A 23,531-nucleotide genomic window follows, 5' to 3' on the forward strand; every position below is an offset into this window, starting at 1 on the left:
GTAATGCAAAAAACAAAAATGATATTTACAATTGGTCCTGCTAGTGACAATGAAAAAGTCTTAAGCAAATTTATTGATATTGGAATGAGTGCTGCTAGATTAAATTTTTCTCATGGAACTCATGAAACTCATAAGGAAAAAATTGATTTAATAAAAAGATTGCGTAAAGAAAAAAATTCATCAACTGCAATAATTTTAGACATTAAAGGTCCTAAAATCAGAACTCATAATTTTATAAATGATGGTGTTGTACTTGAAAAAGGTCAAGAATTTTCTTTTATATGTGGTGAAGAAATTTTAGGAGATAGTAGTAGATGCTCTATTACATACGATGTTTTATATAAAGATGTACAAATAGGAGGAACTATTTTAGTTGATGATGGTCTTTTAAAATTTCAAGTTGTAAATATTATAGGAAAAGAAATAAAATGTATTGTTAAAGTTGGTGGTACAATTAAAAATCATAAAGGTGTAAATGTCCCAGGTGTAAGTATAAAACTTCCTTCTGTAACAGAAAAAGATATTGATGACATTCGATTTGGATGCAAAATGGGTGTTGACTTTATAGCTGCATCATTTATAAGAAAAGCTAGTGATATACTTGAAGTTAAAAAAATATTAAAAGAAGAAAATAATGATCATATACAAGTAATTGCAAAAATTGAAAGTCAAGAAGGTGTAGACAATATAGATTCTATACTTGAAGTTACTGATGGCATAATGGTTGCAAGAGGTGATATGGGTGTTGAAATTCCAATTGAAAAGGTACCTATTATTCAAAAGAAAATAATAAAAAAATGTAATGATTGTGGTAAAGTTGTTATTACTGCAACTCAAATGCTTGACTCTATGATTAGAAATTCAATGCCAACAAGAGCTGAAGCTTCTGATATATGTAATGCTATTTTTGATGGTACTGATGCTATAATGCTTTCTGGTGAAAGTGCTTCTGGAAACTTTCCAATTGAAGCTGCAAAAACAATGGCTAAAATAGCTCAAGAAGCCGAAAGCAACTTAGAATACAGTCACTTACATAATGCCATTTTAGATCCTAACTTAGACTCAACTGCTGCTGCAATAAGTTATTCTGCATGCAGAACTTCTTTTGTTCTAAATACAAAAGCCATAGTAGCAGCCACAAAAAGTGGATCAACAGCAACTCTTATTGCAAAATATCATCCAAAAGCACCAATTGTAGCAATAACACCTTTTGAAGAAGTAAGAAGAAGTTTATCACTTAATTTTGGCGTTTTCCCTATTAGATGTTCAATGTTTAATACAACTGACGAAATAATAAATGAAGCAAGGAAAGTTGTTCTAGATCTAAACCTTGCAAAGAAAGATGAATCAATTATAGTAGCAGCAGGAATGCCTACAACTCAAACTGGTTGTACTAATATGCTAAAGATAGAAAAAATTTAAAACAAAAATGTGGTTCATAATTAAAAAATAATCATGAACCACATTTTTTAATATATAAAATTATTCTTGCATTTGGTTTATCTTTTGATTTAATTTGTTCAACTGTGTAAAACAATAATCAATTATATCACTACGCTTAATTATTCCTATAAAAATTCCATCATCATCTACCACAGGTACAAAGTTTTGGCTTATTGCAAGCTTTATAAGACTTTCAATATCCTCACTTATAGTAACACATTTATGTTTGAATTTTCTTGGAATATCTTTTACCTTAACAGATTCAGTGTTTAAAAAATTAAGGTTTGGAGTATTTTTAAGTTTCCAAAGTAAATCTCCCTCTGTTAATGTTCCCACATACTTTCCTAACTTATTAATTAATGGAATAGCAGTATAACCATGATATTCCATTTTTTCCATTACTTGTCTCATTGTTGCATCAGTATATTCGCACACTACTTCATTTTTTGGTGTTAGAAAAAATGCTATGTTCATAAGCTCCCCCTTTTCTTTATTATTTGCATAAAAATTCTTTTTACGATTACTATATACATATAATATCATAACAATATGTCATTTATTTTACAAATGCGCTATTTAATCATTAATTTCAATTCCTGCAAGTTTCATTAAGTACACTGCATTTTGTGTAGTACTTCTGCCTTTTCTTAACTTATAATCAAATTTAATTTTGTTGTCTTCATAGTATTCTCTAAAATTATAATTTTGAATTTCATCCATTTCTTTCTCTAAATCACATAATTCTAAATCATGAGTTGATAAAAGACCAATAGCACCATTTTCAGATAATTGTTTTATTAAAACAGTTGCACCTATATGTCTATCTCTTGAATTTGTTCCTTTAAATATTTCATCTAATAGAAAAAATACTCTTTTTCCACTCCTACATGCTTCTATAATTAATTTTATTCTTAAAATTTCAGCATAAAAAGATGATATACTTTCTTCTAAATTGTCTTTAGTTCTCATGCATGTATATATATCCATAATACTACATTTAAATTTTTTTGCCCTTGATGGTGCTCCAATATATGCAAGAACTAAATTAACTCCAACTGTACGTAAGAATGTACTTTTACCAGACATATTTGATCCAGTTATTAATGTTATCTTTTTAGGATATTCTAAATCATAAGAATTTGCTACAGCTCTTTCTCCAATTAATGGATGAGCCATACATAAAGCTTTAACTTCACTAACCTCACTAATTTCTGCAAAATTCCATTCGTCATTATCAAAAGATAAATTAGAAATACTTGAAATAGCCTCAAATTCTCCCATTACATCAAGCCATTTAGGTAATTTATCTCCAAAATTCTTTTTCCAATTATTTAAATTATATAATATAAATACATCTGCAAACAAAAGCACATTAAATATAAAGAAATATGCATTTCCAGCAGAATCCCCTATCCAATCTAAAAGATTAGATAATTTTTTCATAGCTTCCTTACAACTATTACCTTCTTCATTATTTAATTTCTTCTTACAATTTTTTAAATATTCACATTTAAATTCTTCATCTTCAATTGCAATTAAAATATTTGAATATGCTTTAACATCGTACTTAGCTTCTTGGAATAAATATATTGCTTCATTTTTATCCCTAGTAAGAAATTTAATAATAACAAAATTAACCATTAAATCTAATATTAAATAGCTAATTGGAAATACACCACTAATACATAGAAAAATCATTATCAAAGTTATTAAAATAAAGAAACATGCCACAACTACCTTTGGCATGGCATTTTTGCTTTCACTATTACACCATTCTAGTAATTCTTTAAGTTCACCACTTTTTTTCTTTTTAAAAGTAGCATTAACATATAATTTTTTTCTCCAATCAACCTTTTGTCCAAGTTCTTTAACAGCTTCCTGTCTTTTTATAATTTCTTCCTTTGTAGGTAATTTATCTAAGCTTAGAATTTTTCCTAACTTTTCCCTACCTGATTTTGTTCTTGTTGTATTTATCATTTGAAACAAAGAGTTTTTTCCAAAAATATCAATATCATTTCCAAAAGGATGATTTTCATCTATTAAATCATCACCTATATCTTCAAATTCTTTATATTCACCATTTATTCTTTTTAATCCCTTTTCATTAAACTCAATTTCAATTAAAATTTTATCTCTTTTAGTGATTTTTTTATTATGATAACTAGCCATTGCCATAAATACTGCAATTCCTAAAACAATGCTTAAAATGGAATAAAATATACCAAACTTTCTATATAAATAGTATGCTAATGCTAGTATTACAATAACTACTAATAGCCTGAGCCAGCCAACAATATTTATTACCTTATTTAATTGTTCTAATTCTTCATTACATTTTTTTATATTATCACTATAATAATTTTTAGCTTTACCCATCATTATCTTCTCCTAATTTTTATTTATAATATAACCTTATCATAATATAAAATATATTTCCATTTTTAATATATATTTTTATATTTATATACAAAAAATGCTTTAGTATAAATAGCTAAAGCATCTTTTAATTTCTAGTTTTTTAAAGCTTCATAAATAGTATCATAATTTTCTTTCATTACTTGAATATATTCTTTGCCTTCTACTTTTGTTTCAAGAGTATTTATTGATTTTACCTGTCCATTTATCTCTTTTGCTAAAGTTTCAGCTTCTTTACTACTTTCTGAGCCTTCTGAAAATATCGTATTTATATTATTTTTCTTGCAATAATCTGCAAGCTCTTGATACTTTTTAGGTGTTAGCTCTCCTTCACCAAACATATCATTTAAATATTGTTGTTTCAATCCAAATTCTCTACACAAATATCCAAAGGCTTCATGACTTGTAACAAAACTCTTATTTGTAAGATCATTAAATTTTTTACTATATGTTTCATATAAATCATCAAGTTCCTTTTTATAATTGTTATAATTTTGTTCATAATAGTCATTATTAGATGGATCTATTTCTTGGAGTGATTTTTTTATTTCTTCACACTGTTTAATTGATTCCTTTATGCTTAACCATACATGTGGGTCTTGCTTTCCATCTTCCTCTCTTATATCCACATTTTCACTTGCATTAACATATTTAATATTACTACTAGACATTTGCTTTTTTACATCTTCAAGCCATTCTTCCATTCCAAGACCATTATAAACAAATAAATCTTTATCTACTAAACTTTCAAAATCTCTAGTTTTTAATTCATAATCATGTGGCTCAACGTTATCAGGAACAAAACATGATACTGAAACCTTATCACCACCAATTTTTTCAGCAAATTCTTTTAGTGGGTTAATTGATACTTCAACTTGTATTTTATCTTTAGTACTTCTATCTTCACTTTTAGAATTACCACAACCAAGTAAAATAAATGGGATAAAAACTAATGATAATAATTTAAATTTACATTTTTTCATTTCACACCTCTTATTTATTGCATATGATTTGCATTACCAATTTTAACTTACTTAAATATTTTTGTCAACATAGTCTACTACATAATTGTTTTTGTAAATTTAATATTATTTTTCTCTAATATTTCAATTTCATTCTTTTGACAAGTAAATATTAAAATTTGTCCCCTTAACGTATTAATTAAAAATAATATTGCACGATTTCTTCTAATATCATCATACTGAACAAATGCATCATCTAAAAATGTAATATATTCTTCTTTACTAAATATTAATTTTACAAATGCAACCCTTAGACATAAATATAATTGATCTATGGCTCCATTGCTCAAATATTTCTGTTCTAGTAAATTATCTTTAAATCTAACCATCATTTCATATTTATCATTAATTATTACTTCATTATACTTATTATCTGTTAACTGGCTAAAATATTCAGACACAAGCTTATTAATCTTAGGCCCAATATTTCTCCTTATTTCATCATCTGCCTTTAAAATATAGTTAGAAGCTATAGATAAAGCCTTATATTCTTTTTCACCAGTTTTTATTTCTTCTTCTACATTATATAATTCTTCTTCAATTTCTATTAAAGTTCTTTTTCCTATCAGCCTTGTATTTATATTATTTTCTAAATCCTTAATATTTTTTTCACATTCAATTAATTGTCTTGATTTCTTCTTTTCTTCAACTTCGATTTCCTCTTCAGATTTATAAAAACAACTACTATCGCTTTTTATAATGTTTTGAAGTTCGTTTTTTATATCATCAATATTTTTATCTTTAATTAAATATTGATATGTTTTTTCAACAGACATTAAACTTAAATGAATTTCTTCTCTCTTCTTTATCTTTTCTTCATACTCATTAAAAATTTTATTCAATTCAAAAATATTTTGTTCACCTAATCCCATTATACTAAGATTTTCTGTTAACTTATTTTTTATTTCATCTAGTCTATATTTTATATCTTGCAGTTCCTTTAACTTTACATCTTTTTCTGCAATTAATGATTTTAAATCTATTTTTAAATTTTCATATTCCTCAATTTGTTTTAATATATCATCAATTTCTGTACACCTTGAAACATTTTTTAATGCCTGCACTATTTCACTGTCTTTAATATATTTCTTTTTTATATTTTCATAATTATTATAATCAACTATTTTTTTCTTTTCACTAATTCTTATATTTATACTACTTTCTAATTCCTTGAACTCTTTATATTTTCTAAAACATAATATAAGTTCTTTATAATCTTTAACATTTATCTTATTACAGTACATATCTATAGTATTTTCAATGTCTTCCACTTCATACTGTATATTATTGATATTATTTAAATTACTAATATTTTTAACGTCATTTTTAATTTCACCTACAAAATAAATGAAAATGAAACATGAAATAATAACCATGATTATTCCAATATATATTATCCCATTTATACTTATAATTACTCCAATTAAAAATAAAAACAAATCTAATATTATGCTAATAGAAAATTTTGTTTTTCTATGCTTAAAGTAATTTCTGTTATAATTATCATTATTCTCCATAAGGTAACTTAAATTTTTAAGTTTATCTTCATATCTAATTAAACACTCTTCTAATTGAACAGCAATCTTATCAATTTTATTGAAATTTTTAATTTGATTTTTTTTAATACTTAATTTTTTTTCATCCTCGTCTATGCTTTTTATTATTTCTTCATTTATAATTATCTTTTCTTTATAGGATTTCATTTCATACTTTAATGATACCAATTTATCTTTTATTCCATTTTCAAAGTTATTCAAATAACTATAATCAGCACATTTATTTTCTAAACATTGAAATTTTCTATTTAAATTATCTACTTCTCTTACTACAGCATCATACTTATCTTTAACAAATGAATACTTATTGTTATATTCTTTTAATTTATTTATAAAAGCTAAATCTATAACTTCATCTCCCTTTTTCAATTCATTATCCATTTGTTCTTCTTTTTGTTTCAAATCTTGTGATTTCATTAAGTATTCATTTATTTCTTTATATTCTTTTTGAATATTTATCTTTTTTATATATTTTTTATATATTTCTAACTTTTTTATTTCATCATTAAGATTCTTTCTTTTACTCTTTTCTAATAAGAGTTCATTTTCCCACTTTATATTTTTTTCTGCTATCTTTTGTCCTTCAAATTTTTCTTCTAATAATTTATCTCTTTGCTTTTTTAACACATCAATTTTACCAATTCCCCTAACTGTGTGAAGATTTTTCTTTGAAGTTTCTATTTTTTCAATTGCTTTAATAGATGGAACTTCACTTTCCTCTACTCCAAACATTGATGTGATTTTATCCATAATTTCTTCTTCTTTATCTTTTGTAAACTCTACACCTAATTGACTTATGAACAAAGTCTTTTCAAATGTTGATCTATTTATATTAAGGAAATCTTCTCCCGGCATATCTAAGTCTATATTTAAAACTTTTTCTCCTGTATCACAATCTATAATAACTGATTTATCTTCCTTTTTAGTTTTTCCAAAAGTTCTTTTAATAAGAAGCTTTCTACCTTTATATTCTATAATTAATTCTCCCTTAGCAGTTCCCAAATTGTGAACATATCTTTCACGTTCTTCCTTATTTTTTTTCTTGTTAATACCATAAAGCATTACTTTTATAAAATTTTCTATAGTACTTTTACCCTTTTCATTTTCACCATAAATAACATTAATTTCTTTATCAAATTTAATAATTTTATCTTCCAAGCCGCCAAAAGCATATATTCTAGCTTCTAATATAATCATAATGAATTTACCTCGTTGTCTGTTAATGCTTCTATGCCATATTTAAACGCCATTTTTATTACTTCTTCCTGTTCATCAATATCAGTCAGATTACTATTTTTTATATTTTTTAATTCTTTCATCATATACTTTGCAAATATACTTTTTACAGAATATCCCTTGCATAATTTATCTATATCTATCTTCTTTGAAGTTTTATCTTTAATTTTTATATAATAAAATTCATCATCTAATTTACTTTTAATAACTTCCTCATTTATATTAAATTCATCACTTACTTCCCCCTTTATTATTACTTTATAAAAGTTAATCATTCTTTCTTTTTGTGGAATAGCATTAAGTATTTTTTCTTTTAATTCTGAATATCCTAATATTCCAGATACATCTATATTTTTCACATAATAATTTCTTTTTGACATTCTCTTAAATTCAAGCTCAACTTTATGTTTAAAAATGTATCCATATATAATGCCCTTATCTTCTAATTCATCAAAGCCACGTCCTTGTATGCAACCGCTATAAGCATAAAATGTATTTCCAGCTTTTTTTATATCACTAAATTTATGCCTATGTCCTAGTGCTATATAATCAAAATTAGAATTTTCAATTTCATTAATAGAAATTGGATTATATTCATTTTTATCTAAACCTTTAGTAACTTCACCATGCATCACTAAAATATTTATTTTATCTGAATTCACGGAAAAGCTCTTTAATAGTGATTCTCTTTCATATCTTTCATTAAATGCTGCCCCCCATATATTCACATTCAAATCACTTAAATAAACTTTTTCTAAAGAACCCTTAAAAATATGTACATTTTCTGGCCAATTAACTAATTTATAAAATGAATTTTCATTATACGGATCGTGGTTTCCAGGACTAATAAATACTCTTGTATTTTTTAAATCTTTAAATACATTTTCCAAGAAAAAAATAGTTTCCTTGCTTAATGTCATATTATCAAATATATCTCCAGCTATAAGGAATATTTGTGCATTGGTTTCATTACAGAAGTCTATTATATTCTTAAATGTTTCTTTTAATTCTTCTCTGCTTATTTTTCCTTGTTTACTTCCAATTCCTTTAAATGGAGTATCAAAATGCATGTCTGCTGCATGAACAATTTTTATTTTATCCATTGTATATACCACCTTTGTTACGATGTCGAACTTTTGTTCTTATTTTATCATATTTAGTGTAGTTTTTAAATTAATTAAATATATTTTTTTTTCTAAATAGAATTAGACATATTACAATCAAAACAAATAATATTATTGCGCTATGAGAAATAATATATTTAAAATTATTGTTTACATCTAATTGTTGTTTTTCAATTTCATCCTTATTATCTTTATACATTTTTTCATTTGATTTTTGAAAATAATTTATTTTTTCGTCTTCTTTATCATAATCACTTTCATCTATTATCTGTCTATAGATTATTTTAACGTTTGAATCTTTATCAAAAGCATCATCATTTATAATAACTTCATTATTTGATATTATTACACTCTCTAAATTTTTACATCCATAAAAAACTTCACTTTTTAATTCTAATATATTTCCAGGTATATTTATTTTTTTTAGGCTAATGCAATTATAAAAAACTCCTTCCCCTAACAAAAAAGTTTTGTTAGGAATAGTTATATTTTCAATGCTTGTGCAACCTGCAAATGCATAATCCTGTATTTCATATACTTCATTTGGAATATATATTTTTTAAATTTTTACAACAAAAAAAGCTATATGGATTTATTCTTGTCATAGAGCTTGAAAGTTTAATAGTTACTACATTACTGCAATTTGCAAATGCATAATCTCCAATACTTTTTATATTATTAGGTATATCTATATTGGTTATTTTATTACATCCTGCAAATGCATATTCACCTATATTTTCAACGGATGATAAAACACCCCTAAAATCTCCATACTTTTCACACCATCTTACTAATGTTTTTTTATCATTGCTATATAACGATCCACCATAGCTATAATAATTTAGATTTTTTGATGAAACCTCTATTATTGTTTGAGAATTTCCAGTAAATAAAGCATTTTGCTCAATATTTTTTATGCAATAAGGTATATATATTTTTTCTATTTTTTTATTACATGTAAAGGCATTTTTTTCTATTGATGTTACTATCTTGCCATCTATTATTTCTGGAATACTTATATTTTTTTCATTTCCTATATATTTTAATATTTTTATTTCATCATTTTTTATTTTATATTGAAAAAAATTATTACTTAATTCATTATAAGAAATGCTAGGTAATATATTAATTAAAGACAATATTATAATACTTACTATATTTATGTATATATTAATTTTGCCCATTTAAAATCACCAACTTTCTAATAGTATAAAAGAAAGCTATAGCACAAAGCTATAGCTTCCTCGGTAACAACGAAAATTAATGAATTATTTTATTAAAAGATAATTATTTTACTTCTAACAAATAATAATTACTATTTCATTGAATTTTCATATTGTGCTACCATTCTTTTTACCATTTCTCCACCTACGGAACCACATTGTTTTGAGCTTAAGTTTCCGTTGTAATCTGAAAATGGAACTCCTAACTCTTGCGCAACTTCAGTTTTAAATCTGTTTAAACCATTTTTAGCTTCTGGGACTAACTTTTGATTTGACATACAGATCACTCCTTTGGTATTTGATATAATAAAAAGATAAAGTGCAAGCCAAAATTAATTACCTTGCTTACACTATTATTTTATCCAGTTACACTTTTATTATTCAGCTTTTAATAAAAAATCTTTTATTTCACTAAAAATATTATTTACTGTAGTAATTTCTTTAACTTTATCAACATTAGAACCACAAAAAATTAGTCCTTCATCTACATTTCCTTTTACAGCATTTATTAATGCTTTACTTATACAATAAGGAGCCTTAGTAGGATTACATGCAGCTAAACACCTAAAACATTTTGTTATTTCTATTTTTGATTCTCTTGTTTTTTTAACGAAATCATTTAGTATTGCTCTTCCAGGCATACCAACTGGACTATTAACAATAACAACATCTGATTCCTTTGCTTTTACATAACATTCTTTATATTTTATGTCTGCATCACATTCTTCAGTTGCTACAAATCTAGTTGCCATTTGTACACCGTCAGCACCTAATTTTAAATATTTATATATATCAGAGCCATCAAAAACTCCACCACCAACTATTACTGGTATTTTTTTATCATATTTCTCTTCATATTTTTTTACTTCTGGAATGATTTGTTCAACAATTTTGCTAAAATTCTTTGTTTCTTCTTCTAAATTTTCTTTATGAAACCCTAAATGACCACCTGCTTTTGGTCCTTCTATTACAACCATATCAGCCGTTACATTATCATGTTTATCCCACAATTTTAGTAAAACCTTTGCAGCCTTTAATGAAGATACAATTGGAGCTATTTTAACCTTAGTTCCTTTTACTATTTTAGGTAACATTGTTGGAAGTCCAGCACCTGATACTATAATATCAATACCTGCTTCTATTGCAGTCTTTACATAATCTTCATAATCTCTTGTAGCTACCATTATGTTTACTCCAATAGGGCCATTGTTAGTTTTTTTCTTCGCTAATTTTATTTCATCTTTTAACGCTTTTAAATTGCATTTCTTGGCATTGTCAAAAAACCCTTTTTCTCTATATCCAATTTGAGCAGATGATATAACACCTAATCCTCCAGCATTTGTCACAGCAGATGCTAATCCAGATAATGATATTCCAACACCCATACCACCTTGTACTATTGGAAATGGTATTTTGATATTTCCTATAACTAAAGGTTTTATTTCCATATTTATTCCTCACTTTCTTTGTCAATAAAATATTTTGACAATCAAACTAATCATTAATAGTATATCTTATTTAAGTTTTTAAAACAATAAATATTAGCAAATTTTAGTAATATTTTAATATTAAAAATAAAAAAAGTTGCAATGACACTTTCATTACAACTTAATATTTGGCAGGGGCACTAGGACTTGAACCCAGAACCAATGGTTTTGGAGACCACTACTCTACCAATTGAGCCATACCCCTAAGATAAATTCTATTTTACATGAATATTTAACTTCTGTCAACAATTTTATATTTATTTTTATATTATTTATTGTATATTTTTGATTATTATTCTTTATCCGCCACAAATTACATAGAATATTTATTTTTAATAAGGAAAATATAATAGTGTAAGGTGATTACATTATCATCTTATAAATATACCAAAACACCCAAAGGAGGGATCTGTTATGTCTAATCAAGAATTAGTTCCAGAAGCAAAAAATGGTTTAAACAGATTTAAAGCTGAAGTTGCACAAGAGTTAGGAGTTCCATTTTCAGATTACAACGGAAACTTAAGCTCAAAACAATGTGGTTCCGTAGGTGGAGAAATGGTAAAAAGAATGGTAGAGCAATACGAAAATACACTAAAATAATTTAGGTATTTAATTGTAACTACTGAGAGTATCTTAATTTAGAATTAATCTACATTAAGATACTCTTTCTTTTTAATAAAAGTTATATAACAATAAAAAACATTATAAAAACAATTATTATACTTCCTATTCAGGAACTATTCATAACAAGTTATGATACTTCCTATTCAGGAACTATTCATAACAAGTTATGATACTTCCTATTCAGGAACTATCATAACTATACAATTTGCCTTTTTCATAACATTTGTAGTGACAGAACCAAGCATTCTTGTTAATCCTTTCTTGGTTGACTTTGTCATAACTATTACATCTATATACTCCTCTTTTGCAACTCTTAAAATTTCATCACTTGCATATCCATATGTGAAATATGTTTTTACAGAATACCCCTTTAGTAACTCTGCTGCTTCATTTAAGATGTTATTTGCAGAATCTTCTGTATTTTTTAATTCTTCTGCAATAATCATTCCATTCATAAATACTAATTCTTTTACATTCATAACAATTATATCTATTTGATTTTTAGCATAAATGCTTTTTATCAATTCTATTGAATGAAGGCTTCTTTCTGTTCCATCAATAGGTAGCAATATTCTTTTTCTCTTTATATAATCAACTCTGCAAATCATAGTAATCCCTCCTTACATATCTTAATTATACTTCTTATTTACCAAAGTAAGTTGTAATATTGCCTTTTTTTACTTTTTATTAACAAAATCAAATAAATTAGGCTATTATAATGGCTTATAAAAATCCATCATAATAGCCTTAAATTTATATATTAAATATTGATGTACCATAATTAATAAGTACAACTACTCCAATTCCTATTCCAATAATTGATGCCAAAACAACTCCTGGAATTTCTTCATCCTTATTTACTAATTTATCTAATAGAAAAATGTATATAACTAATGAACTTAATGCTGCAAATATTATACTCTTTACTGAAATAATAATAAATAATAGTATTGAAATTGCTGAAGCTATAGCTATTGTCCTTATATCAACAATTATTTTTTGTATTAAGAAACCAATTTCTGTTGATACTGTTAATAAAATAATAAGTGTACAAAATAACTTTATTGTATTAAACATTTCATTTGTATCCAAATTATTTACCCCCTTAGAAATATATTCTACAAATTTTGTTATTAACTTAAAAATTATTTACTAGTCATAGATAAGTATGCATTAATAAACTTATCAATATCACCATCCATAACTGCATTTACATTTGAAGTTTCAACATTTGTTCTATGATCTTTAACCATACTATATGGATGAAATACATAAGATCTTATTTGGCTCCCCCAGCCCATATCCTTAAGTTCTCCAGTTAAATCCTCTATTTTTTCTTTATGTGCCCTTTCTTTAAGTTCAATAAGTTTTGACTTAAGCATTGCCATAGCAGTTTCTCTATTTGAAAATTGACTTCTTTCGTTTTGACATTGAACTACAATGCCAGTAGGTATATGTGTTATTCTTATAGCTGATTCAGTTTTATTAATATGCTGACCACCAGCACCACTTGATCTAAAAGTATCTACTTTCAAATCTTCAGGTCGTATATCAATATCTTGGTCTTTTGTAAGTTGTGGTAAAACTTCTACAGAAGCAAAGGATGTTTGTCTTTTTCCATTTGCATTAAAAGGTGATATTCTAACTAAACGATGAATTCCTTTTTCGGCTTTTAGATATCCATAAGCATTTTCACCTTTCACACTTAATATGACACTTTTTATTCCTGCCTCATCCCCTTCTAAAAGTTCTAATATTTCTACTGAATATTCTTTCTTTTCACACCATCTAGTATACATCCTTAATAACATTTCAGTCCAATCATTAGCATCTGCTCCACCAACCCCAACATGTAAGCTTAAAATTGCATCATTTTTATCATATTCACCATTTAATAATATTTCAATTTTATATGCTTCTATTTCTTTTTCGGCAGATTTTATAGATTCAATAATTTCTCTTGCACTTTCATCATCATTTTCTTCCATAAGTTCATATAAAACTTCTGCATCATCAATCTTAGCCTTTATATCTTTATATCTAGCTATTTTATCTTTTAATCTTTTGCTTTCCTTTGTTACTTCTTCAGCATTTTTAACATCGTCCCAAAAGCCTTCTTCTTGCATCTTTAGATCAAGCTCTTGTATTTGTTTTTCAATACCTTCCTTGTCAAAGTGACTCACTCATTTCTTCTATACTTTCTTTTAATCTTGATACTTTAAGCATTTCATTTTCAAGCTCAACTATCACAAAATCACATCCTTAAAATTAATTAACAAAAAAGATGCAGAATTTATTAAAATAACCTCTGCATCCTGCCTTTATATAGATAATATCACTTATACTTGTCTTCCACAACAATTTTTATATTTTTTTCCACTTCCACATGGACATAAATCATTTCTTCCTATTTCTACTTCTTTTACAACAGGCTTTCTTTTTACTTCTTCAGAAGATCCATCTCCACCTGGATGAACAGCAGCAGATTCCTTAGCTACTCTTTCTCTTTCTGGTGCCTTTTGCATTTGAACGTGGAACATATATTTTACTGTATCAACTTTTATTCCTTCAATCATTTCTTCAAACATAGCACTACCTTCCATTTGATATGCTTGAACTGGATCTTGTTGCTTAAATGCTCTAAGTCCCATACCTTGTTTTAAATGATCCATATTGTCTATATGATCCATCCATCTTGAATCAACTGTTCTAAGAAGAATAACTCTTTCAAGTTCTCTCATCTTCTCAGGAGTAAATTCTTTTTCTTTCTTTTCATATATATCTAAAGCTATATTTGTTAATTTTTCTGTAATTTCTTCATCAGATAATTCACATAATTCTTTAACATCTACAAGTTCTTCTGGCACACAAATTTCATCTAAATATGCTACAAGTTTCTTAACTTCTTTTTCTATTGAATCATCAGCATTTTTTAAATGCATTTGTACTGCATTTTTAATAACTTCTTTTGTCATTGAAATAATGTTATCCTTAAGATCCTTACCTTCAAGGACTTCAGATCTTTGAGAATATATAACTTCTCTTTGAGTATTCATAACATCATCATATCCAAGTAAAGTCTTTCTTATATTAAAGTTATTACCTTCAACTTTCTTTTGTGCATTTTCAATTTGCTTTGTAAGGAATTTATTCTCTAATGCTTCATTATCATCTAATCCTTTATCCACTATACCTTGAATTCTTTCAGAACCAAATATTCTCATTAAATCATCATCAAGAGATATATAGAATCTTGATGCACCTGGGTCTCCTTGTCTTCCTGAACGACCTCTAAGCTGATTATCAATTCTTCTAGATTCATGTCTTGATGTACCTATTATCTTAAGACCTCCAACTTCTTTAACTCCTTCTCCAAGCTTAATATCAGTACCTCTACCTGCCATATTAGTAGCAATAGTAACCATGCCCATTTCCCCAGCATGACTGATTATTTCTGCTTCCTGTTCATGATATTTAGCATTTAATACTTGATGCTTTATACCTCTCTTCTTTAAAAGCTTAGAAAGAGCTTCTGATTTTTCAATACTTACTGTACCAACAAGCACTGGTTGGCCTGTCTTATTAGTTTCAACTATATCTTCAACTATGGCATTTAATTTACCTTTTTCATTTTTATATACTAAATCTGGATAATCAATTCTTGCTATTGGTTTGTGAGTTGGAATAACAATAACATCTAATCCATAAATTTCTCTAAATTCCCCTTCTTCTGTTTGTGCAGTACCTGTCATACCAGAAAGTTTCTTATACATTCTAAAGAAATTTTGGAATGTTATAGTTGCAAGAGTTTTTGATTCTCTAGCAATTTTAACTCCTTCTTTTGCTTCAATAGCCTGATGTAATCCATCTGAATATCTTCTACCTTCCATAAGTCTTCCAGTGAATTCATCAACAATTATTACTTCACCATCTTTAACCATGTAATCTTTATCTTTCTTCATTGAATAGTTAGCTCTTAAGGCTTGAGTTACATAATGTTGAAGTGACATATTTTCACCATCTGCATAGTTTGTAACATTAAATGCTTTTTCAGCTTTTTTTATACCTTCATCAGTAAGCATAACTGCTTTTGCTTCTTCATCAATTGTATAATCTTCTTCTTCCTTTAATCCTTTAACAAAATAATCGGCTACTTTATAAAAATCTGTTGACTTGTCTCCAGCACCAGATATTATAAGAGGAGTTCTAGCTTCATCTATTAATATAGAGTCAACTTCATCCACTATACAAAAGTTTAATACCCTTTGAACTCTTTCTTCTGCATAAATAACCATGTTATCTCTCAAATAATCAAATCCAAATTCGTTATTAGTACCATATGTAATATCACATCCGTATGCTTCTCTTCTTTGATCATTTGTTAGTCCATGAACTATTACACCTGTTGTTAAACCTAAAAAGCCATAAAGCTGCCCCATTTGTTCACTATCTCTTGTAGCTAGATAATCATTTACTGTAATTACATGAACACCATTACCTGTTAATGCATTTAAATATGCAGGTAAAGTTGCAACTAATGTTTTACCTTCACCAGTTTTCATTTCAGCAATTCTTCCTTGATGTAATACTATACCACCAATTAATTGCTCTCTATAATGTTTTAATCCTAAAACTCTTGATGAAGCTTCTCTTACTACTGCAAATGCTTCTATTAGAATGTCATCTAAAGTTTCACCATTTTCTAATCTCTTTTTAAATTCATCAGTTTTTGCCTTTAACTCGTCATCAGATAATTTTTGCATAGATTCATCTAATGCATCTATTTTATCAATCATTGGCTTTATTCTATTTACTTCTCTTTCACTATATGATTTAAATATTTTTTTAAATAATCCCATAATTTCATCCTTTCAAAACACTATATATTTCCATTAATACTGATTCAATTGCTTTGTTTAAAACCATACAATATTATCATTACACAATTATACCACTTAGAGTATACTATTTTCAACATGATATATTTAAATATTAACATATTTTAGCTTTTTTATTATTAAATATTTTTTTTTATAAAAAAAGACTTTGTAAAAAATAATATATCTTTTACAAAGTCTGGTAAAAACAATTTAAAATTTAATATTCTGGTTCTATTAAACCATAGTTTCCATCGTTTCTCTTATATAATACACTTATATTATTTGAATCAGCATCTTCATATACAAAAAAGCTATGGCCAAGCATTTCCATTTGAAGTACTGCCTCATCTTGTGACATTGGTTTAACTCCAAAATTTTTAGTTTTTACAACTTTAGGAGCATTTTCTACCTCTGCCTCATCTTTAACTTCACTAGCTAAGAAATCTGGATATCTAAGTGAACCACCAGAATTTTTTCTTGCAAGTTTTGTTTTTTGCTTTCTTATTTGTCTTTGAAGCTTTTCTTCAACTATATCAATTGATTTGTACATATCATCTGTAGCTTCTTCTCTTCTTAAAATAACTCCATTAAATGGAATTGTTACTTCGAATATTTGTCTATTTTTTTGAACTGACAATGTGGCTTTTGCCTCAATATTTGGTTCAAAATATTTATCTAACTTAGATATCTTCTTTTCAACCATTTCTTTCAAGGCAGGTGTTACCTCTAAATTTTTTGCTACTATTGTTACTTTCATATTCCCAGCCCCTCTCATCTGTTATCTTTTCACATTTATGTTATTTAATTTTATACATATATATTACTCCTATTTATATTAAAACTCAATAGAATTAATGTTTGTTTACAGAATTTTTATAAACGTATACATTCTATTAACTAATATAAAAAAATACTTAAATTATTAAACTTATTTTTGCTATTTCTTTAATATTTTTTGTTATATTTCCGCTCTTGCTAAAACTAATTGTTTAACTTCACTAGCACCTGCAGCAATTAAAACGCTTTTACCTTCATTTATTGTTGCTCCTGTTGTCATTACATCATCAATTAGTAGTATTCTTTTTTTATAAACTAAATTACTATTTATAATTTTAAAAGCTCCTTTTATATTTTCTCTTCTTTCTTCCTTTGAAAGTTCCTTCTGTATTTTTATCTTTTTTACAAGTTTTAAACATTCTATAACTTCTATATTATTGAGCCTTGCAACCTCTAATGCAATATATCTGCATTGATTAAAACCTCTTTTTCTGTAGTTTTCTTTTGTTATTGGAATATATGTTATATAAAAGTTACTGTACTTGTTTGTATCAATCTTTTCAGCTAAAAATTGTACTAATACATCTCCTGCATTAAAATCTCTTTCAAACTTAAATTTCAAAATAATAGTTTTTAATTGCCCTTTATAATATCCATAAGCTATATCATCTTTAGAACATTTTTTTATTTTTTTCTTACAAGAATTGCATATAACATAATCAGTTTCATTTTTTCTACATAAAATGCAAAAAGACTCCCTTGGATATATAACATCAAGAAGTCCTTTCAATAACATATAAAAATATTCTTTTATTCTTTTAAATATTTCTTTTCCCATATTCTTTTATTAAATCCTCTTGCTATATTCCTAACAGCATTGATTTCATCTGTTATTTCATTAAGAACGAATAAAATTTCAGGAGCTTTTTCATCTAATTTATTTTCTACACCACAAAGATAAATCAATTTTTTATAAGTAAACTTTCTATTATCAGCAAACAAAACAACTATATTTGCCTTTCTATGTTGTAAAATCTTTAAATCAATACTATCAGTTATTATAATTATTGACTTATTTTTTAAATTTAATACTTCATTAATAATTCTTTTTTTATTTTCCTTATAAGCAAGATATATTTTGCAATTTTTCAACTTTAACTTATTTAAATAATAGTCATATACACATTGCATCTTTTTACAGTCAGGAACAATAAGAACAGTAATTTCTTTATTATCTATAAACCATTTTAAATAATCATAAAGCATAAAAGGTATATCCTTTTCTAAATTAACCTTGGTTTGTATTACCCTTGGCTCACAAAACGGCTTTTGTATATGCATATATGGTATATCTAGACATTCTCCTATATTTAAGGTTTTTTCCATTGTATATAATATAACCTTTTTAGATATATGAGTAAGCCATAAATATTTTATAGCAATTTCTTGTTTAGTAACCTTAGAGAATTCAGAAATATCATCAAAAATCACCAAATCATAACTGTCATTTATTTCTTCAATATATTTTGAGTTGGTAAAAACCAAGTTTTCATCACACTTACCACTACTAATAAAGTTATGAGTAAAATCATTATTTTTTTCTCTTAACGAAGCTAATAAAGATTTATTACTTTTCTCACCATTCCATATGTACAAAATCTTATTTTTTTTATCTTGAAGAACTTCTAAAATAATGTCAATAAATATACTTATGTCATTATATGGTGGAGATACAATACTCAAAGTTTTTATTTTTTTATAATACCACTGAAGAATTTCATTAATTACATTATTATATTCTTCATTGACAGCTTTTTTATCAACAATCATTTTATCACCTATTCTTCAAAAATATCATTTAATAGCAATGCTTTTATTCTCATACACAATGTAGAATATCTTTCCATATCATTTGTATTTTCAATCATATACTTTAATGCCTTTGGATATCCCACTACTGTAACTAATTCTTTAGCCCTTGTAATTGCTGTATATATAAGATTTCTATTCATCAAAAAAGGAGACCCCATATATACTGGAATAACAACAACTTTAAATTCACTTCCCTGACTTTTGTGAATTGTTATTGCATATGCTAATTCTAATTCTTCAACATTTTCTGAAGTATAAACAGCAACTTTATTATCATCAAATTCCACAGTTATTGTTCTTTCTTCTTCATTTATTGATTTTATAAATCCCATATCTCCATTAAAAACGCCTTCACCTTCAGCATTATCAACGCCGTCTATATTTTTCCATTTAAGCGAATAATTATTTTTAGTCTGCATTACCTTATCTCCTTCTCTAAAGATAGTACTATGCATCTTCCTTTCCTTTTTTGATTTTGAAGGTGGATTAAGAACTTCTTGAAGCTTTTCATTTAAATTCACAACTCCAAGAATACCTTTTTTCATAGGTGCGAGTATTTGAATATCCCTCATTCTATCCCATTTCTTATTAAAACCTGGAAGCCTTCTATTAATAAGATCTAAAAGTGTTTTTAAGATACCTTCCATATTTTCATATCTTTGAAAAAAGAAATCTTTATCTTTTTGATTTAGTATAGGCATTTCACCATTATTAATTCTATGAGCATTAGTAATAATAAGACTTTCCTTCCCTTGCCTAAATATTTCATTTAGCTTTACTGTTTTTATAAAATCACTTTGTATTAAATCTTTCAAAACATTTCCAGGACCTACTGATGGAAGTTGATCAACATCTCCTACAATAATTAATCTTGAACCAAGTTTAATAGCTTTTAATAAATTATACATAAGAAAAATGTCAATCATAGAGGCTTCATCTATAATTATAACGTCACCTTCTAAAGGATCTTCGGCTCCTCCTAATACTATATCTTCTTCCACTGCGCCAATATCTAAAAGTCTGTGAATAGTTTTAGCTTCTCTTCCTGTTGACTCTGTCATTCTTTTGGCTGCTCTTCCTGTTGGAGCTGCAAGCAAAACTTTCATATTATGATTTTCATATATTTCTATTATAGCTTTTATTATAGTAGTTTTTCCAGTTCCAGGACCACCTGTTATTATTTCAATTCCATCTGTAAAAGCACCTTTTATTGCTTCCTTTTGTGATATAGCAAATTGCATTTTATTTTGCCTTTCAAATTGTTTTATCTCAAAATCAATATCACAATTTATTGTCTGAAAATTTTCCATTGATAATTTTGCTATTCGCTCTGTTATTCCTAATTCACTATAATAATATATTGGAATAAATAAACATTCTAAATCATTAAAAATTTCACATTCTATTTTTTTATCAGCAATTAAATTATATATACATCTATCTACTAATTCACTATCCACATCTAAAAGTTCTACTGCTTCTTTAAGAGCCTTTTCTTTAGGCATATATGTATTACCAAAACTACAAAATTTATTTATAATATAAATTATACCACTTTTAATTCTAGATTCATCATCTTTTAATACGCCCATAAGGCCTGCAATTCTATCAGCAGTTAAAAATCCTATACCTTTAATTTCTGCACATAATAAAAATGGATCCTGCTGAATTATATTTTTAGCATCTTTTCCAAAAGTTTTATATATTTTTAAACACTGCCCCTGGCTAATGCCAAAACCTTGAAAATATATCATTATATCTTTAAGTTCATTATGTTCTAGATAAGATTCTTTTATTATATTAAATTTCTTTTCTCCTATTCCATCTACTTCTTTTAGTTTTTCAATATTTTCATCTAATATTTTTATGGTATCTTCTCCAAAATGATTAATAATCTTTTTAGCTGTAACAGGACCTATACCCCTGATAATTCCAGAAGACAAATATTGTTTTATACCTTCTATTGTAGTTGGTACAATTTCTTCACATTGTGATATAGCAAATTGTTTTCCAAAAGTTCTATGTTCTGTCCATTGACCTGTGATTTTTATATGTTGACTTTCTTTTAGAAAAGGAACTGTTCCCACTACTGTTATTGAAGATTTATCCACATTAACTCTTGCAACAATATAACCAGTATCTTCATTTTTGTATTTTATGCCCTCCACAAATCCTTCTAAGACTTCCATATATATTATCTCTCCAAATAAAACTTATTATTAGAAATAATTATATCATACTTTTTATGAAGTAAAAAATAGAAGTATAAATATAAATAGAGAATTACACTTCTAAAAAAATGTGTAACTCTCTATTACAATTAATTATAATTCTTTTTTTATTTCAGAAACCTTATCTAGGTGTTCCCATGGAAGATCTACATCTGTTCTTCCAAAATGTCCATAAGCAGCTGTTTGCTTGTAAATAGGTCTTCTTAAATCTAAATCTCTAATAATAGCACCCGGTCTTAAATCAAATACCTTTTGAACTATTTCAACTAATTTTTCTTCGCTTACTTTTCCAGTGCCAAATGTATCAATTTCTATTGATACAGGCTTTGCAACACCAATTGCATAAGCAAGTTGTATTTCTAATTTATCAGCAACTCCCGCTGCCACTAAATTTTTAGCTACCCATCTTGCTGCATATGCTGCTGATCTATCAACCTTTGTTGGATCTTTTCCTGAAAAAGCACCACCGCCATGTCTTCCATATCCTCCATATGTATCAACAATTATCTTTCTACCAGTAAGACCAGAATCTCCTTGAGGACCACCTACAACAAATCTTCCAGTAGGATTTATGTAATACTTTGTATTATCATCTAATAATTCTTGTGGAATTACAGCTTTAATTACATATTCTCTTAAATCTTTTTCTATTTGTTCTAATGTGACTTTTTCACTATGTTGAGTTGATATTACAATAGCATCAATTCTAACTGGTTTATCATTTTCATATTCTACAGTTACTTGTGTCTTACCATCTGGTCTTAAATATGGTAATGTACCATTTTTTCTTACTTCAGTAAGCTTTCTTGATAATCTATGAGCCATAGCTATTGGTAGTGGCATATATTCTGGTGTTTCATTTGTAGCAAAACCAAACATCATTCCTTGATCTCCAGCACCTACCGCTTCTATATCATCCTTTTCTCCTTTTCTTGATTCAAGAGCTTCATCTACTCCCATAGCAATATCAGCAGATTGTTCATCAATAGATGTAAGTACTGAGCATGTATCACAGTCAAATCCATACTTTGCTCTATCATATCCAATTTCTCTTATTGTTTGTCTTACAACCTTAGGTATATCAACATAACAGTTAGTTGTTATTTCTCCCATTACCATTACCATACCTGTTGTAGTGCATGTTTCACAAGCTACTCTTGCATAAGGATCTTTTGATAATATAGCATCTAGTATTCCATCTGAAATTTGATCACATATTTTGTCAGGATGTCCTTCTGTTACTGATTCTGATGTAAATAATCTTTTCATTTCATATCTCCTCTCTTTGTTATTTATTGCAATAAAAAAACTCTTCACAAAATGAAGAGGTCATACTTATCGTATTCTCTCTCATCTTGTAGAAAAAATCCTACAGGAATTGGCACCTTGAAAAACAGGTTGCCGGGCTTCATAGGGCCTTGTCCCTCCACCTCTCTTGATAAGAGTTTAATTATCTAAAATTATTTATTTTTAATACAAAAGAATTATATTATAAAAAAGAAAAAAAAGCAAGACATATCTTACTTTTTTATGGTGGATGAGGATGGATTCGAACCATCGAAACGAAACGTAACAGATTTACAGTCTGCCCCCTTTGGCCACTCGGGAACTCATCCAAATGGAGCTGGCAATAGGAATCGA

The 23,531-nt window shown here is 26.9% G+C and carries 20 protein-coding genes, 2 tRNA genes and 1 riboswitch; of the genes, 2 read left to right on the plus strand and 20 right to left on the minus strand.

Annotated features, from left to right (window positions below; all coding sequences use genetic code 11):
• Positions 1-3 precede the first annotated feature (3 nt).
• Positions 4-1,422, plus strand: coding sequence for a pyruvate kinase (gene pyk / locus ACTNAO_RS08120; protein WP_441027967.1), 1,419 nt, complete (start codon positions 4-6; stop codon positions 1,420-1,422).
• Between the two features lie 60 nt (positions 1,423-1,482).
• On the opposite strand, the gene ACTNAO_RS08125 is transcribed toward pyk, so the two are convergent.
• The 10 genes from ACTNAO_RS08125 to ACTNAO_RS08170 form a co-directional block, all read right to left on the minus strand.
• Positions 1,483-1,917 (minus strand): CBS domain-containing protein, encoded by a 435-nt coding sequence (locus ACTNAO_RS08125; protein WP_441027968.1) that lies wholly within the window; start codon positions 1,915-1,917, stop codon positions 1,483-1,485.
• 102 nt (positions 1,918-2,019) lie between these two features.
• Positions 2,020-3,822 (minus strand): MutS-related protein, encoded by a 1,803-nt coding sequence (locus ACTNAO_RS08130; protein WP_441027969.1) that lies wholly within the window; start codon positions 3,820-3,822, stop codon positions 2,020-2,022.
• 131 nt (positions 3,823-3,953) lie between these two features.
• Positions 3,954-4,841 carry a metal ABC transporter solute-binding protein, Zn/Mn family gene (locus ACTNAO_RS08135; protein WP_441027970.1) on the minus strand — a complete coding sequence of 296 codons (888 nt, stop codon included), beginning with the start codon at positions 4,839-4,841 and terminating at the stop codon, positions 3,954-3,956.
• Positions 4,842-4,918: 77 nt separating this feature from the next.
• A complete protein-coding gene (locus tag ACTNAO_RS08140; protein WP_441027971.1) occupies positions 4,919-7,633 on the minus strand; it encodes an AAA family ATPase in 2,715 nt (904 codons plus the stop codon).
• Positions 7,630-8,775 (minus strand): metallophosphoesterase family protein, encoded by a 1,146-nt coding sequence (locus tag ACTNAO_RS08145; RefSeq protein ID WP_441027972.1) that lies wholly within the window; start codon positions 8,773-8,775, stop codon positions 7,630-7,632. Before ACTNAO_RS08145 ends, ACTNAO_RS08140 begins: the two co-directional genes overlap by 4 nt.
• 70 nt (positions 8,776-8,845) lie before the next feature.
• A complete protein-coding gene (locus ACTNAO_RS08150) occupies positions 8,846-9,352 on the minus strand; it encodes a leucine-rich repeat domain-containing protein (protein ID WP_441027987.1) in 507 nt (168 codons plus the stop codon).
• Positions 9,336-9,980, minus strand: a complete 645-nt coding sequence (locus tag ACTNAO_RS08155; RefSeq protein ID WP_441027973.1) for a leucine-rich repeat protein — start codon at positions 9,978-9,980, stop codon at positions 9,336-9,338. Before ACTNAO_RS08155 ends, ACTNAO_RS08150 begins: the two co-directional genes overlap by 17 nt.
• Before the next feature lie 131 nt (positions 9,981-10,111).
• Positions 10,112-10,297, minus strand: coding sequence for an alpha/beta-type small acid-soluble spore protein (locus ACTNAO_RS08160; protein WP_441027974.1), 186 nt, complete (start codon positions 10,295-10,297; stop codon positions 10,112-10,114).
• 99 nt (positions 10,298-10,396) lie between these two features.
• Positions 10,397-11,467 carry an NAD(P)H-dependent flavin oxidoreductase gene (locus tag ACTNAO_RS08165; RefSeq protein WP_441027975.1) on the minus strand — a complete coding sequence of 357 codons (1,071 nt, stop codon included), beginning with the start codon at positions 11,465-11,467 and terminating at the stop codon, positions 10,397-10,399.
• Positions 11,468-11,635: 168 nt separating this feature from the next.
• Positions 11,636-11,711, minus strand: a tRNA-Trp gene (locus ACTNAO_RS08170).
• Between the two features lie 209 nt (positions 11,712-11,920).
• On the opposite strand from ACTNAO_RS08170, the gene ACTNAO_RS08175 reads away from it, so the two are divergent.
• Complete coding sequence (locus ACTNAO_RS08175) at positions 11,921-12,106, plus strand: small, acid-soluble spore protein, alpha/beta type (protein WP_441027976.1); 186 nt, start codon at positions 11,921-11,923, stop codon at positions 12,104-12,106.
• A gap of 200 nt (positions 12,107-12,306) precedes the next feature.
• Here ACTNAO_RS08175 and ACTNAO_RS08180 read toward each other — a convergent pair whose 3' ends face one another.
• The 10 genes from ACTNAO_RS08180 to ACTNAO_RS08225 form a co-directional block, all read right to left on the minus strand.
• Positions 12,307-12,738, minus strand: a complete 432-nt coding sequence (locus ACTNAO_RS08180; protein ID WP_441027977.1) for a universal stress protein — start codon at positions 12,736-12,738, stop codon at positions 12,307-12,309.
• A gap of 145 nt (positions 12,739-12,883) precedes the next feature.
• Positions 12,884-13,222 carry a hypothetical protein gene (locus ACTNAO_RS08185; RefSeq protein WP_441027978.1) on the minus strand — a complete coding sequence of 113 codons (339 nt, stop codon included), beginning with the start codon at positions 13,220-13,222 and terminating at the stop codon, positions 12,884-12,886.
• 53 nt (positions 13,223-13,275) lie between these two features.
• Positions 13,276-14,380 (minus strand): peptide chain release factor 2 gene (prfB, locus tag ACTNAO_RS08190; RefSeq protein WP_441027979.1). Its coding sequence is split into 2 segments (ribosomal slippage): positions 13,276-14,301 and positions 14,303-14,380, totalling 1,104 coding nucleotides; the frame shifts between segments, so codons are not numbered across the junction.
• Between the two features lie 89 nt (positions 14,381-14,469).
• Positions 14,470-16,989: a preprotein translocase subunit SecA gene (gene secA / locus ACTNAO_RS08195; RefSeq protein WP_441027980.1), complete on the minus strand. Its 2,520-nt coding sequence runs from the start codon at positions 16,987-16,989 to the stop codon at positions 14,470-14,472.
• 238 nt (positions 16,990-17,227) lie between these two features.
• A complete protein-coding gene (gene hpf, locus ACTNAO_RS08200; protein ID WP_441027981.1) occupies positions 17,228-17,767 on the minus strand; it encodes a ribosome hibernation-promoting factor, HPF/YfiA family in 540 nt (179 codons plus the stop codon).
• A gap of 201 nt (positions 17,768-17,968) precedes the next feature.
• Positions 17,969-18,625, minus strand: coding sequence for a ComF family protein (locus ACTNAO_RS08205; protein ID WP_441027982.1), 657 nt, complete (start codon positions 18,623-18,625; stop codon positions 17,969-17,971).
• A complete protein-coding gene (locus ACTNAO_RS08210) occupies positions 18,598-19,617 on the minus strand; it encodes a hypothetical protein (RefSeq protein WP_441027983.1) in 1,020 nt (339 codons plus the stop codon). The genes ACTNAO_RS08205 and ACTNAO_RS08210 overlap by 28 nt, the downstream gene beginning before the upstream one ends.
• A gap of 8 nt (positions 19,618-19,625) precedes the next feature.
• Positions 19,626-21,848 (minus strand): SF1B family DNA helicase RecD2, encoded by a 2,223-nt coding sequence (gene recD2, locus ACTNAO_RS08215; protein ID WP_441027984.1) that lies wholly within the window; start codon positions 21,846-21,848, stop codon positions 19,626-19,628.
• Positions 21,849-21,983: 135 nt separating this feature from the next.
• Entirely contained in the window at positions 21,984-23,159 is a 1,176-nt protein-coding gene (gene metK, locus ACTNAO_RS08220) for a methionine adenosyltransferase (protein ID WP_441027985.1), read from the minus strand.
• Positions 23,160-23,237: 78 nt separating this feature from the next.
• A riboswitch (SAM riboswitch) is annotated at positions 23,238-23,335 on the minus strand.
• Between the two features lie 86 nt (positions 23,336-23,421).
• Positions 23,422-23,506 (minus strand) — tRNA-Tyr (locus ACTNAO_RS08225).
• Positions 23,507-23,531 lie beyond the last annotated feature (25 nt).

The organism is Clostridium sp. HCP1S3_C6 (assembly GCF_052066735.1).
GTDB lineage: Bacteria > Bacillota > Clostridia > Clostridiales > Clostridiaceae > Clostridium.

Excerpts from the sequence above, each read along its gene's own strand:
- pyk (WP_441027967.1), top strand. The coding sequence starts at position 4 with ATGCAAAAAACAAAAATGATATTTACAATTGGTCCTGCTAGTGACAAT.
- ACTNAO_RS08125 (WP_441027968.1), bottom strand. The coding sequence starts at position 1,917 with ATGAACATAGCATTTTTTCTAACACCAAAAAATGAAGTAGTGTGCGAA.
- ACTNAO_RS08130 (WP_441027969.1), bottom strand. The coding sequence starts at position 3,822 with ATGATGGGTAAAGCTAAAAATTATTATAGTGATAATATAAAAAAATGT.
- ACTNAO_RS08135 (WP_441027970.1), bottom strand. The coding sequence starts at position 4,841 with ATGAAAAAATGTAAATTTAAATTATTATCATTAGTTTTTATCCCATTT.
- ACTNAO_RS08140 (WP_441027971.1), bottom strand. The coding sequence starts at position 7,633 with ATGATTATATTAGAAGCTAGAATATATGCTTTTGGCGGCTTGGAAGAT.
- ACTNAO_RS08145 (WP_441027972.1), bottom strand. The coding sequence starts at position 8,775 with ATGGATAAAATAAAAATTGTTCATGCAGCAGACATGCATTTTGATACT.
- ACTNAO_RS08155 (WP_441027973.1), bottom strand. The coding sequence starts at position 9,980 with ATGGGCAAAATTAATATATACATAAATATAGTAAGTATTATAATATTG.
- ACTNAO_RS08160 (WP_441027974.1), bottom strand. The coding sequence starts at position 10,297 with ATGTCAAATCAAAAGTTAGTCCCAGAAGCTAAAAATGGTTTAAACAGA.
- ACTNAO_RS08165 (WP_441027975.1), bottom strand. The coding sequence starts at position 11,467 with ATGGAAATAAAACCTTTAGTTATAGGAAATATCAAAATACCATTTCCA.
- ACTNAO_RS08175 (WP_441027976.1), top strand. The coding sequence starts at position 11,921 with ATGTCTAATCAAGAATTAGTTCCAGAAGCAAAAAATGGTTTAAACAGA.
- ACTNAO_RS08180 (WP_441027977.1), bottom strand. The coding sequence starts at position 12,738 with ATGATTTGCAGAGTTGATTATATAAAGAGAAAAAGAATATTGCTACCT.
- secA (WP_441027980.1), bottom strand. The coding sequence starts at position 16,989 with ATGGGATTATTTAAAAAAATATTTAAATCATATAGTGAAAGAGAAGTA.
- hpf (WP_441027981.1), bottom strand. The coding sequence starts at position 17,767 with ATGAAAGTAACAATAGTAGCAAAAAATTTAGAGGTAACACCTGCCTTG.
- ACTNAO_RS08205 (WP_441027982.1), bottom strand. The coding sequence starts at position 18,625 with ATGGGAAAAGAAATATTTAAAAGAATAAAAGAATATTTTTATATGTTA.
- ACTNAO_RS08210 (WP_441027983.1), bottom strand. The coding sequence starts at position 19,617 with ATGATTGTTGATAAAAAAGCTGTCAATGAAGAATATAATAATGTAATT.
- recD2 (WP_441027984.1), bottom strand. The coding sequence starts at position 21,848 with ATGGAAGTCTTAGAAGGATTTGTGGAGGGCATAAAATACAAAAATGAA.
- metK (WP_441027985.1), bottom strand. The coding sequence starts at position 23,159 with ATGAAAAGATTATTTACATCAGAATCAGTAACAGAAGGACATCCTGAC.